Annotated in this window: 1 protein-coding gene; it reads left to right on the plus strand. The window is 65.0% G+C overall.

What is annotated here, in order from left to right:
• The first annotated feature begins 47 nt into the window (after nucleotides 1-47).
• Entirely contained in the window at nucleotides 48-15,332 is a 15,285-nt protein-coding gene (locus tag RPB_RS24530) for a VCBS domain-containing protein (RefSeq protein ID WP_011440534.1), read from the plus strand.
• Nucleotides 15,333-15,469: the final 137 nt, after the last annotated feature.

Here is a 15,469-nt window from a genome sequence, read left to right on the forward strand (position 1 = left end):
TCGATCATTCAACCATTTTTCATTTTAATGCGTAGGAGTGCTTAGTCATGGCCATCATCAACGGAACCAACGGCAACGACAATCCCCTGGTCGGCTCGACCGGGGCGGATACCATTCATGGTCTGGATGGCGATGATCTCATCCGAGCCGGCAACGGCAACGATACCGTGTTCGGTGATGCCGGTGACGATATCCTCGACGGCGGCACCGGCTTCGATGTCTTGACCGGAGGCGCCGGCAACGACGCTCTGCTGGGCGGAAGCAATCTGGGCGGGCTGGACATTGCGGCCTATTCGGGCAAATGGTCCGACTATACGATCACCGTCAACGCAGCCGGCAACTACACGGTCGTTGACAGGCGCGCGGGCAGTCCGGACGGCACGGATACGGTCAGCGGCGTCGAAGCGTTCCGCTTTGCCGCGCCGGACGGCAACGGCACCGTCGACTTTCTGCTGGCTGATCTTCTGAACGCGCCGCCGGTCGCGGGGGCCGACGTCGGCACCGTCGCCGAGAGCGCCGGAACGCCAACGAGCGGCAACAGCGTCTTGGGCAACGTGCTCGGCAACGACAGCGATCCGAACGCGCCCTATGACGTGCTCTCGGTGTCGGCGATCGCGGGCGGCACCATCGGCTCGGAATTCGCCGGCAGCTTCGGCAAGATCACCCTCAATGCCGACGGCAGCTACACCTATGTGGTGAACGAAGCGGCGGTCGACGCGGCCGACGCGCCCGCGCCGGGCACCACCCTGACCGACCAGTTCACCTACACACTGAGCGATGCCGGCGGCCTCACCCAGACCGCGACGCTGACCATCACCATCACCGGCACCAACGACGCGCCGGTGGCGCAGGCGGATACGCTGTCGAGCTTCGTCACCAACGGCGCGGCGCGCACCATCGCGTTCAGCGAATTGACGGCGAACGATTCCGCCGGCCCGGCCAACGAGGCGGATCAGACCTTTACGGTCACCGGCGTGAGCAACGCCTCGGGCGGCACCGTCACGATCAATAACAACGGCACCGCCGGCGACACCAGCGACGATTTCATCCAGTTCACGCCCGACGCCGGCTTCAACGGCACCGCCTCGTTCGACTACACCATCACCGACAATGGCACGACCAACGGCGTCCCGAATCCGCTGACCAGCACCGGCCACGTGTCGTTCTCGGTGACTTCGCCGAACCACGCCCCGCAGGGTGAGGACGCCGTGGTCACCATTTCGGAAGATGGCGCGCACACCTTCCAGGTCTCCGATTTCGCCTTCAGTGATGCCGACCTGCCGGCCCAAACCTTGAACGCCGTGATCATCACGTCGTTGCCGGCCGCCGGCAGCCTGACGCTGAACGGCACGCCCGTGACGGCCGGCCAGGTGATCGCGGCCACCAGCATCCCGGGTCTGGTGTTTACCCCGGCGCCCGATGCCAATGGCGCCGGCTACGCCTCGTTCACCTTCCAGGTCCGCGACAGCGGCGGCACCGCCAATGGCGGCGTCGACACGGATACGACGGCTAACAGTTTCACCTTCAACGTCACGCCGGTGAACGACGGACCGGTGGCCGCGAACCCGATCGCAAACCAGTCCTCGCCCGAGGACCAGCAGTGGACCTTCCAGGTTCCGGCCGATGCCTTTAGCGATATCGACAGTCCGTCGCTGAATTATTCGGCGACGCTGGGCAATGGCGACCCATTGCCTGGGACACTCGTTTTCGATGCCTCGACGCGGACGTTCTCGGGCTCCCCGCCCCAGGATTACAACGGCACGTTCTCGCTGAAGGTGACGGCGTCGGATGGGACGTTGTCGGTGTCGGACATATTCGAGTTGACGATCACGCCTATGAACGACGCTGCGATCATCAGCGGCGACGTGGCGGGCGCGGTTGACGAGGATACGGTTGCGACGGCGACCGGGACGCTGCTGGCGTCGGACGTCGACAACGCGACGAACGCCTTCCAGGCGAATGCTGGATCGACGACCCATGGCAGCTACGTGGTCAACGCGGCTGGCGTGTGGACGTACACGCTCAACAACGCCGACACGGCGGTCGATGCGCTGAACAATCTGGACACGCTGAGCGACAGCTTCACGGTCCTGTCGGCGGACGGCACGTCGCAGGTGGTGAGCATCACCATCACCGGCACCAACGACGCCGCGATCATCAGCGGCACTGCGACGGGCGCGGTTGACGAGGATACGGTTGCGACGGCGACCGGGACGCTGCTGGCGTCGGACGTCGACAACGCGGCGAACGCCTTCCAGGCGAATGCTGGATCGACGACCCATGGCAGCTACGTGGTCAACGCGGCTGGCGTGTGGACATACACGCTCAACAACGCCGACACGGCGGTCGATGCGCTGAACAATCTGGACACGCTGAGCGACAGCTTCACGGTCCTGTCGGCGGACGGCACGTCGCAGGTGGTGAGCATCACCATCACCGGCACCAACGACGCTGCGATCATCAGCGGCGACGTGGCGGGCGCGGTTGACGAGGATACGGTTGCGACGGCGACCGGGACGCTGCTGGCGTCGGACGTCGACAACGCGACGAACGCCTTCCAGGCGAATGCTGGATCGACGACCCATGGCAGCTACGTGGTCAACGCGGCTGGCGTGTGGACCTACACGCTCGACAACACCGACCCGGCGGTCAATGCGCTGAACAATCTGGACACGCTGAGCGACAGCTTCACGGTCCTGTCGGCGGACGGCACGTCGCAGGTGGTGAGCATCACCATCACCGGCACCAACGACGCTGCGATCATCAGCGGCACTGCGACGGGCGCGGTTGACGAGGATACGGTTGCGACGGCGACCGGGACGCTGCTGGCGTCGGACGTCGACAACGCGGCGAACGCCTTCCAGGCGAATGCTGGATCGACGACCCATGGCAGCTACGTGGTCAACGCGGCTGGCGTGTGGACCTACACGCTCGACAACACCGACCCGGCGGTCAATGCGCTGAACAATCTGGACACGCTGAGCGACAGCTTCACGGTCCTGTCGGCGGACGGCACGTCGCAGGTGGTGAGCATCACCATCACCGGCACCAACGACGCTGCGATCATCAGCGGCGACGTGGCGGGCGCGGTTGACGAGGATACGGTTGCGACGGCGACCGGGACGCTGCTGGCGTCGGACGTCGACAACGCGACGAACGCCTTCCAGGCGAATGCTGGATCGACGACCCATGGCAGCTACGTGGTCAACGCGGCTGGCGTGTGGACCTACACGCTCGACAACGCCGATACGGCGGTCGATGCGCTGAACAATCTGGACACGCTGAGCGACAGCTTCACGGTCCTGTCGGCGGACGGCACGTCGCAGGTGGTGAGCATCACCATCACCGGCACCAACGACGCTGCGATCATCAGCGGCACTGCGACGGGCGCGGTTGACGAGGATACGGTTGCGACGGCGACCGGGACGCTGCTGGCGTCGGACGTCGACAACGCGGCGAACGCCTTCCAGGCGAATGCTGGATCGACGACCCATGGCAGCTACGTGGTCAACGCGGCTGGCGTGTGGACATACACGCTCGACAACGCCGACACGGCGGTCGATGCGCTGAACAATCTGGACACGCTGAGCGACAGCTTCACGGTCCTGTCGGCGGACGGCACGTCGCAGGTGGTGAGCATCACCATCACCGGCACCAACGACGCTGCGATCATCAGCGGCACTGCGACGGGCGCGGTTGACGAGGATACGGTTGCGACGGCGACCGGGACGCTGCTGGCGTCGGACGTCGACAACGCGGCGAACGCCTTCCAGGCGAATGCTGGATCGACGACCCATGGCAGCTACGTGGTCAACGCGGCTGGCGTGTGGACATACACGCTCGACAACGCCGACACGGCGGTCGATGCGCTGAACAATCTGGACACGCTGAGCGACAGCTTCACGGTCCTGTCGGCGGACGGCACGTCGCAGGTGGTGAGCATCACCATCACCGGCACCAACGACGCTGCGATCATCAGCGGCACTGCGACGGGCGCGGTTGACGAGGATACGGTTGCGACGGCGACCGGGACGCTGCTGGCGTCGGACGTCGACAACGCGGCGAACGCCTTCCAGGCGAATGCTGGATCGACGACCCATGGCAGCTACGTGGTCAACGCGGCTGGCGTGTGGACATACACGCTCAACAACGCCGACACGGCGGTCGATGCGCTGAACAATCTGGACACGCTGAGCGACAGCTTCACGGTCCTGTCGGCGGACGGCACGTCGCAGGTGGTGAGCATCACCATCACCGGCACCAACGACGCTGCGATCATCAGCGGCGACGTGGCGGGCGCGGTTGACGAGGATACGGTTGCGACGGCGACCGGGACGCTGCTGGCGTCGGACGTCGACAACGCGACGAACGCCTTCCAGGCGAATGCTGGATCGACGACCCATGGCAGCTACGTGGTCGATGGGACGGGCACCTGGACCTACACGCTCAACAACGCCGACCCGGCGGTCAATGCGCTGAACGATCTCGGCACGCTGAGCGACAGCTTCACGGTCCTGTCGGCGGACGGCACGTCGCAGGTGGTGAGCATCACCATCACCGGCACCAACGACGCTGCGATCATCAGCGGCACTGCGACGGGCGCGGTTGACGAGGATACGGTTGCGACGGCGACCGGGACGCTGCTGGCGTCGGACGTCGACAACGCGGCGAACGCCTTCCAGGCGAATGCTGGATCGACGACCCATGGCAGCTACGTGGTCAACGCGGCTGGCGTGTGGACCTACACGCTCGACAACACCGACCCGGCGGTCAATGCGCTGAACGATCTCGGCACGCTGAGCGACAGCTTCACGGTCCTGTCGGCGGACGGCACGTCGCAGGTGGTGAGCATCACCATCACCGGCACCAACGACGCTGCGATCATCAGCGGCACTGCGACGGGCGCGGTTGACGAGGATACGGTTGCGACGGCGACCGGTACGTTGACGGCGTCTGACGTCGACAACGCGGCGAACGTCTTCCAGGCGAATGCCGGATCGACGACCCATGGCAGCTACGCCGTCACCGCGGCTGGCGTGTGGACCTACACGCTCGACAACACCGACCCGGCGGTCAATGCGCTGAACGATCTCGGCACGCTGAGCGACAGCTTCACGGTCCTGTCGGCGGACGGCACGTCGCAGGTGGTGAGCATCACCATCACCGGCACCAACGATGCTGCGATCATCAGCGGCACTGCGACGGGCGCGGTTGACGAGGATACGGTTGCGACGGCGACCGGGACGCTGCTGGCGTCGGACGTCGACAACGCGGCGAACGCCTTCCAGGCGAATGCTGGATCGACGACCCATGGCAGCTACGTGGTCGATGGGACGGGCACCTGGACCTACACGCTCGACAACACCGACCCGGCGGTCAATGCGCTGAACGATCTCGGCACGCTGAGCGACAGCTTCACGGTCCTGTCGGCGGACGGCACGTCGCAGGTGGTGAGCATCACCATCACCGGCACCAACGACGCTGCGATCATCAGCGGCACTGCGACGGGCGCGGTTGACGAGGATACGGTTGCGACGGCGACCGGTACGTTGACGGCGTCGGACGTCGACAACGCGGCGAACGCCTTCCAGGCGAATGCTGGATCGACGACCCATGGCAGCTACGTGGTCGATGGGACGGGCGTGTGGACGTACACGCTCAACAACGCCGACACGGCGGTCGATGCGCTGAACAATCTGGACACGCTGAGCGACAGCTTCACGGTCCTGTCGGCGGACGGCACGTCGCAGGTGGTGAGCATCACCATCACCGGCACCAACGACGCTGCGATCATCAGCGGCGACGTGGCGGGCGCGGTTGACGAGGATACGGTTGCGACGGCGACCGGGACGCTGCTGGCGTCGGACGTCGACAACGCGACGAACGCCTTCCAGGCGAATGCTGGATCGACGACCCATGGCAGCTACGTGGTCGATGGGACGGGCACCTGGACCTACACGCTCGACAACACCGACCCGGCGGTCAATGCGCTGAACGATCTCGGCACGCTGAGCGACAGCTTCACGGTCCTGTCGGCGGACGGCACGTCACAGGTGGTGAGCATCACCATCACCGGCACCAACGACGCGCCGGTGATCGACGGTGATCCGGATGTGACCGGCGTGCAGCCGATTCCGACCCAGACCGTGGCCGAGGACGGCACCGTGGCGGCGCTGGCCGCGCGCGTGCAGCAGCTGATCGCCGGCGGCATCAGCGACGTCGACGGCGAAGCCGTGACGCTGACGCTGACGCTGACCTATCCGGCGGGCAGCGGCATTGCTTCGCAGCAGATCCTCGTCAATCCGGCGGTCGACTTCACCTGGACTCCGCCGACGAACTTCAACGGCACGATCCAGGTCGACCTAGCGGCGTTCGACGGAACGGCCACCACCCACGCCGGCTTCGACCTGGTGGTGACCCCGGTCAACGACGCGCCGGTTCTGACCGGTTCGGCGGCGACGCTGGCTGCGGGTGTCGAGGACACCACTTACACGGTGTCCGCCGCGGACTTGCTGGCGGGCTTCACGGACGTCGATGGCGATACGCTGAGCGTTGCGGATCTGTCGGCGAACCATGGCGTCGTGACCGACAACGGCGACGGCACTTACACGATCGCGCCGACGTCGAACTACAATGGTCCGGTGACCCTGAGCTACAATGTCGTCGACGGCCAGACCGGTGTGACCGCGGCGACGCAGACCTTTGCGCTGGCTGCGGCCCCCGACCTCGACACGGTCCTGACCAATGCGGCGCTCGATCCCGACGTGCTCGACGCCAACGGCAATCTGCACTTCGGCAGCGGCAATGCCGGCACCGGCTTCGCCGTGGCGACCGACGCCGTCGACGCACCCGGCGTCGAACTCGGCCTCAGCGCGGTGCTGCGCTACAGCGGCACCGCTCCGATCGACCTGACGCTCGACCCGACCGGCCACACCTATGTGGTCCCGGCCGGCACGGCCGGCGGTACGCCGCAGGACGGTGCGGGGTCCGCCGACGACAACTGGGCGCGCTGGAACTTCAGCTTCTCGATCGGCGCCGATGCCGATATGAGCGGCAACGAAACCATCGGCGACCTCGACTATCGCTTCACGATCAGCAGCATCGGTGAAAGCGGAGCGCTCACCGAGCTCCTGTCCTACACCGTTGCCCAGATCGCGGAAGCATATGACTTGCTGTATGGACCAGGAGCAGGGGCGGCCTTCCTGAACCAAAGCATCTATCAGGACACGATCAACCTTGAATGGGCGCACATTCTCGGCTCGGATCCAAACCATCCGTTCGATCCGAACCTGCCCGGCTACTACCAGATCGACCTGGTGGCCTCGAAGGACGGCTCGACGCTGGTCAGCGACTACATCAAGGTCCGCGTCAATTCCGCTCCTGATGCGCAAGATGACGTCAATGGACTCGAAACGCTGAAGGAGGCGGGCGTCGCTGCCGGCGATGCGGCGGCGACCGGCAATGTGCTGACCAACGACGCCGATCCGGACACGCTGCCGACGCCGGACAAGCCCCTGCTGGTCGTCACCCAGGTCGGCGTCACGGCGGTGGCCTCGACCGGCACCACGATCGACGGCACCTACGGCACCCTGACCATCGCGGCCAACGGCGCCTGGAGCTACGCGCTCGACGACGCGCTCCCGACCACCCAGGCGCTGCAGGTGGGCCTCAATGGCACCGAGACCTTCACCTACACCGTCGCCGATCGCTTCGGCGTCACCGACACCGCGACCCTGACGCTGTCGATCGACGGCAGCAACGACGCGCCGGTGGCGTATGTCGTGCCGGCGTTCCCGTCGATCGCCGAGGACGCTTCGTTCTCGGGCACGGTCGGCCTGAACTTGCCGGTGGCGCTGTTCGCCTCCGACGTCGACAACGCCCTGAATCCGTCTTCGCTGACCTTCACCGGTGCGACGATCACGATCGGAGCAACGGTCATCAACGTCAGCGACCTCGCCGCCGCCGGCATCGACTACACGCCGGGCAGCGGTGTGTTCCACTTCAACGGCGCCGTCGCGGCCTATCAGTCGCTTGGGGTCGGCGATAGCGCGGAGGTGGTGGTGTCGTTCACCGCCACCGACGGCAGCGCCGTCAGCAATGCCGGCTCGGTGAGCTTCACCGTCACCGGCACCAACGACGCGCCGACCACTTCGGCGGTGACGCTGACGTCGGTCGCCGAAGACAGCGGCGCGCGTCTAATCACGCAGGCCGAGCTGCTGGACAATGCCGTCGACATCGACGGCGACATCCTGACCGCGACCGGCCTCACCATCGCGTCCGGCAAGGGGACGCTGGTCAACAACACCGACGGCACCTGGAGCTATACCCCGGCCGCCAACGACGACACCGTGGTGTCGTTCAGCTACACCATCGTGGACGGCCACACCGGCTCGGTTGCCGGCTCGGCCACCCTCGACATCACGCCGGTCAACGACGCCCCCACGCTCGGATTCCGTCAGGGCTTCGAGGACGATAGCGCGGGCATCATCGACGGTCTCGCCAGCAACGGCACGACTTACGGACATCTGGCGATCGTCAACACTTTCCAATCCGCAAGCGGAACGGTCTCCGCGGCCGACGGCGGCGACTTCGCCGTGTTCACCCAGGCAGGACCGCTCAATGACGAGTCCGGCCCGTTCACCCGGTTCGACGGCTACCGCTCGGAGTTCGTCGACGGTCTCACCACCAGCGTGAAGGTCTATCTGGACACCAACCTGGCGTCGGGCGAGGGCTTCGACTATTCCGTCGCGGCCAACCGCACCAATGGAAATCACCTTCGCGACTACATCTTCCATGTCACCAAGGACAGCTCGACCGGCCAATTGCTGGTCGGCGCCTCCAACAACACCAACTTCAACCCGCGTGAAGACCTCGACACGCTGGCCAACCACGGCACGATCACCAGTTCGGGCTGGTACACGCTGCAGTACGTGTTCCGCGACAATGGCGGCGTGCTGGCGGTCGAACTCTCCGTGCTCGACAGCGCCGGTGCGGTCGTGTTCACGCAAACGCTCTCGAGCCCGTCCGATCTCATCACGGACGTTGGCGGCAACCGCTACGGCTGGTTCACCAATATCGACGTGACCGAGGGCATCGCGGTCGACAGCTTCACGCTGGGCGATTTCACCGGCAAGGTGAGCGAGCTGGCGGGCACCAAGGACGACTCCGCCACCATCCACAGAGACAGCGGCATCATCCCGCTGCGCGACGTCGATCTCGGCGACAGCCATACCGTGACGTTCCTGTCGCAGGCGGACGGCTATCTCGGCAGCTTCTCGCTGGCGACCGCCGACAGCACCTTCGACGGCGAGGGCAAGGTGACCTGGACCTTCCAGGTTGCCGACAGCGCGCTCGACGCGCTCAAGGCCGGCGAGGTGAGGACGCAGTCCTACACCGTCACCGTGGACGACGGCAACGGTGGCACCGCCTCGCAGGTGGTCTCGGTGACCCTGACCGGCGCCAATGACGGCGCCGTGGTCGGCGGCACCGTGGTCGGCAGCGTCACCGAAGACGGCGACGGTCTCGCCGCGTTCCAGACCACCGGCGGCACTCTCACCGTCGACGACAAGGATGCCGGCGAGAGCTTCTACCAGGAAGCGGCGGCGAACACCGCCTACGGCTCGTACACGCTCGCCGCCAATGGTGAGTGGGTCTATACGCTCGCCAACGGCCACGCGGCCGTGCAGAGCCTGGCGGCCGGCGAAAGCCTCACCGACAGCTTCACGGCCAGGACGATCGACGGCACGCTGCAGACCGTGACGATCACCATCAACGGCGCCAACGACATCACCAGCACGGTGAGCGGCAGTGTCGATAACACGGCGACCAAGGGCGGTAGTGGAAACGAACTGATCGTCGGTACGGGCATCCCGGCCAGCGGGTTTGGGCTGGTCAACCAGACCGATTTCGGCATCGAGCTTGGTTTGCAGGTGATCTACCGGCAGGGTCCGACCGTCGCGCCCACCGACGTCGATGGCTACGGCGACGGCGTCCTGCACTTCACCGTCAATGACGGCGCGCAGGAGACCGCCAACGGTTCGGGCAGCGACAACGCCGCCCGCGCGGCCTGGAGCTTCAACTACTCGATCGCGACCGGGCTGAATGGCGAAAGCAGCAATCTCGGCGCCTTCACCTTCAAGCTGCTGTACGACGTCGACCCGACCGAGAGTGCCAACTACAAGACCTTGACGATGGTCTCAAAGGTCGGCGGCGGTTACGAATGGCTGGACGAGCAAGGCCACTCCATCATTTCGGATGACGGCGGCAACGCCAATGTGGCGCAAAACTCCGAGAACTACGCGTTCTCGCTTGCGCAAGCCTACCTGGCCAATGTCTATGGCCCGGCCAACAACTTCGACGGCGATGCGCGGTTCGACATCCAGTTGCAGGCCTATTCGGGCGCGACGCTGCTGGCCACCAACCACATCGCGGTCGACGTGATCGAGTCGAATACGACGCCGGTCGCGGTGGCGGACAGCAACGCGCATGATCAGGTGATCGAAGGCGGCGTCAGCCAGGCCAGCGATATCACTGCCACCGGCAACGTGCTCACCAACGACGTCGAGCCCGACATCGGCGACACCAAGACGGCGACGCTGCTGAACGGCGTGGCTGTGGGAGCAACCGGCACCGTCGCGTACGGCACTTACGGCAACGTAGTGCTCAATCGAGACGGCGGCTGGACCTATACTCTCGACCCGAACAAGTCCGACACCCAGGCCCTGGTCGACGGCGCGACCGCGACCGAGGTCTTCACCTACACGATGACCGACCTCGACGGCGCGACCTCGACGTCCACGCTGACCATCACCATCACCGGGTCGAACGACGCGCCGGAGGTCGCCGGCACGATCTCGGGTGAAAGGGCTGAGGGTACCTCGGCCTTCACCCTGAACCTGCTGCAGGGTGCCAGCGATCCGGACAGCGGCGACACGCTGAGCGTGACCAACGTGCAGTATGCGGTGGACAACGGTACGGCCTCGACCACGGTGCCGACGGGCCTCGTCCTGACGGACGCGACCTTGTCGGTCGATCCGAGCGATGCGGTGTTCAATAGCCTGGCGGTCGGCCAATCGAAGGTGATCACCGTCACCTACGACGTCACCGACGGCCACGGCGGAACGGTGGCGCAGACGGCGACTGTGACCATCACCGGCACCAACGATGCGCCGGTGATCGCGGGCGGCCCGCAGAGCGGCAAGGCATTCGAGGCGGGCGACCTCCACAACATGATCGAAGCCGATGTGGCGGCGGATCACAAGTTCGAGCCCGTCGTGGTGCTCGACGACACGATCCAGACCCTGATCAACACTCACCCGACCGCGATGAATGTGGTGCTGCAGGGCGTCTTGACGGCGCTTCAGGTGACCAATCCGTCCGCGACGCTGGCTGACGCGATCGCTCAGGTCTGGGACAATCTCGACGACCACTACACGGCGACGAACTACTACAACACCAGTGTCAACGAGCAGTTCATCCGGCTCGGTGTCGAGTACGTGAAGTATCTCGAGGCCGGCGGTCATCCGCTGGTCGACGTCGTCGCCAAATACGAGCCGGACGTCAGTGGAAACGGCGTCCCGGATCGTGTTCAGTCGATGCACGACAATCTGCTGGGCAATCTCAATCACACCGACTTCGACAGCCGGTTCAGTGGTCAGTTGAAGATCGACCTGGAAAACCTGATCAAGACGATTGATCCAAATCTCGATCTGCTGACGCGACAGGTCTCGGAAGTGCACAGCGGCAGAGAGAGCAATGCCGCGAACAAGCCCCTGGCCGTCGCCTTCGACCAGGCCCACGGCCTGCTGCCGGTGGCGTCCGGCCAGTTCACGGCGACCGACGTCGACAACGGCGACACGCTGACCTGGACGATCGACAGCGCCAACGGCGTCACAGGCGCCAACGGCACCTACGGCACGCTCACGCTCGATGGCACGGGCAAGTGGTCCTACACACTCGACGACAGCCGGACCGTGACGCAGGCGCTTTCCGAAGACGACACCGCGACCGAGACGTTCATCGTCAAGGTGTCGGACAACCATGGCGGCTTCGACACCGAGACCGTGACCATCACGGTGAAGGGTGCCAACGACGCCGCGGCGATTACCGGTACCTCGACGGCGAGCCTGACCGAGACCAACGCGGTGCTGACCGCGGCCGGAAACCTCGACGCTACCGACGTCGACGGCGCGGGGAGCTTCACGGAGCAGAGCGACGTCGCCGGCTCGAACGGCTACGGCTTGTTCTCGATCGACGCCTCGGGCGCCTGGACCTACACGACAAACTCGGCGAACGACGCGTTCGTCGCCGGCCAGACCTACACCGACAGCATCACGGTGGCCACGGACGACGGCACGAATCAGCTGATCATCGTCACCATCACCGGCACCAACGACGCGCCGGTGGTGACGGGCGGTGTCACCACCAGCGCGACCGAGGATGGGTTGCCCGTCACGGTCAACGCGCTGGCGAATGCCAGCGACGCGGACGCGGGTTCGGCGCTGCTGGTGGTGCCACCGGCAGTCCTGCCGGCCGGCGTCACCTTCATCGCTCCGGGCGCGGCGCAGACGATCGATTTCGAGAGCTATGCGCTCGGATCGGTGGTCGGCCAGAACGGCTGGACCGACGCCTCGCCGAACTCGCCGGCCAACGCGATCGTCGATGTCGGCGGCACCCACAACCAAGTGCTCCGGTTGGCCAACGACCCGTCGTCGGGCGATTTCGGCGGACCGTACACACCCGCGCTCGCTGTTGCGGCGGGCGAGTCGGCCTCGGGTGCTGCGGTCGACCAGTTCGTGCTGTCGTTCAACTTCAAGGCAGTGCAGAACATGGCGGACGGCTCGCGGATCGAGATCGGTCTGGCGAACACCGCGAGCAACGACCGCAACAACTTCATGGTGCTGGAATACACCGGCGAACCCGGTGTCGGCTTGCGGCTGGCGATCAACTCGCCGCTCGCGAACGCTAATGAATGGAGCAACAACTCGTTCGATTTCGCGACAGGCAACGTGACGCTGGCCGCGAATATCGATCCCAACGCTTGGCACACTGTGAAGGTTGTCGCGAAGTTCAACGACGGCAGCAACAACGATGTGCTGCAATACTACCTCGATGGTGTCTATATCGGCTCGGGTGGTTCGTTCGAGAACTACTTCGAATACGCGCGTGGCAACAGCCACGATGCGTCCGTGTACGCCGTTAACAAGGTGTTGTTCCGGGCGGGAGAGCCGGCAGGCAACCCGTTCGCTGCCGACGGTTCTGGCGGCAACCGCCAGGGCTTCTACATCGACGATATCTCGACGCAGGCGGCGAGCAGCACGGCGGGCTTCCAGCTCGACCCGACCCATGCGGACTATCAGCATCTCGCCCAGGACCAGACGCAGATCGTCACTGTCAACTATGGTGTCTCCGACGGCATCACCACCACGCCGACGACCGCGACCTTCACGGTCACGGGCGTCAACGACGCGCCGGTCGCGGCCGCCGATACGGCGACTGCAACGGAAGACGGCGCGGTGGTCATGGCGACCGTCGCCAGCAACGACACCGACGCCGACCAGGGTCACGTTTTGACCTACACGCTCAATGAGCCGGTCGACGGACTGACGCTGAACGCCGATGGCAGCTACAGCTTCGATCCCACGCACGCGACGTATCAGTCTCTCGCGGCCGGCGCCCAGATCAATGTGGTCGCGAACTACACTGTGAAAGACCAGTTCAATGCGGAATCGCACGCGACTCTGACCATCAAGGTGACCGGCACCAACGACGCCCCCACCATGGCGGATCTGACGCCCATTTCGATCAACGAAACGGCGGACTACGACTACTTCGACGCAATCGAGGGAGCGATCGTCGCGACGGACGCCGATGCCAATTCGACTCTGAGCTACGGCATCAACACCGGCAGCGGGACCGTCAACTCGCTCATGGGCACCTATGGAACCCTGACCGTCAATGCGAACGGCACGTATTCGTACGCGCCCAATGCAATCGCGATCAATGCCCTGACGGGACCCGCGTCGGAGACGTTCGACGTCACGGTGAGTGACGGGATTGCGACGACGATGAAGCCGTTGACGATCACCATCAACGGCGTCAACGACGTGCCGAACGATATCGTGTGGTCGGAAACGATGGGCGGCGTGAACCCCAACGTGGGCGCACCCGTGGTCGCCGAATTCTCCCGCGTCGGCTATGCGATCGGCCAATTGCGGGCGGAAGACCTTGCCGAGCCGTCGCAGACAGTGTCGTTCCAATTGGTGGGCGACGCCACCGGCCTCACGGCAAATACGGATGGCGTGATCACGGTCGACAGCGCCGGCCTGGTCAAGCTTCTGGATCCGACGAAGCTCAGCGTCGCCGCATCCGGCTACGATCCGGACAGCCCGATCACCGAAGTGTTCCCGGGCGTGCTCGGCTACTCGTTCTTCGTCAAGGTCACGGACAGCGTCGGGGCGAGCGTGGTGGTGGAGCAATACGTCACCGTCGCCGAACAGACCAAGTTCGACGGCTCGACCGTGCTGGCCCAACTCAACGGGTTGGACAACGAGTTCGATCTGACGGCGACCAGTGGACCGACTTCGTTCGCTGGCGGTGCGTTTGCCGCGGCCGACAATTTCGTCGATGGCGGTGCGCGCAACGACATATTGACGACGGGCAGCGGCAACGACGTGCTGGTCGGCGGCAGCGGTGACGACACACTCAATGCCGGCAACGGCGTCAATCAGCTCGACGGTGGCATCGGCAATGACGTTCTCACCGCTGGCACCGGCGACGACTGGTTCGTCGGCGGGACTGGCAATGATACGATCACCACGGGCGACGCTGTCGATATCGTCGATGCATCGTCGCCGGAGGTCGAACACGACCACGACGTGATCCAGTACAATTGGACCTCGTCCAGCGGCCTGCTGAGGAACGACGTCTTCACGCAAACCGCTCCGACATCGGGGATCGCCGGAGCCAATGTCACCAACTACGCGGACACGATCATCGACTTCACGGACGGGTCGGACAAGATCGCCTTCACGGCCGGCACCAGCGAACACTCATTCGGCCTCGGCGGGGTGGGCCAGCTGTCGGCGAGCAAACTGGTGATCTACGCCGGCAAGGGCGGCGATGGCTTAGCGGGTACCGCGGACGACGTGTTGGCGAACAACGTGATCGCCGGTTCTCAAGCCGACGGCGCGCAGCTCAAGTACTTCCAGGATAGTGGCGAGCTCTGGTACGATCGTGACGGTGATACCAATGTTGGCGTGACCGACATCGCCAAGGTCGCCACGCTGACCAATCATGCAGCGTTGACCCACAGCGACATTCTGTTGGTCTGATCGTCCAGCAGCGGAGGCAATAACAGAAGGCGGGCTCCCCGTAGCCCGCCTTCTTCACGTTGTGGCCGTTAAGCCGAGCCGGCAAGTGGATAACAATCACACGCGAGTTGCGAGCCGTTCGCGCAGCTTGAGCCCTC

The organism is Rhodopseudomonas palustris HaA2 (assembly GCF_000013365.1).
Lineage (GTDB): Bacteria > Pseudomonadota > Alphaproteobacteria > Rhizobiales > Xanthobacteraceae > Rhodopseudomonas > Rhodopseudomonas palustris_J.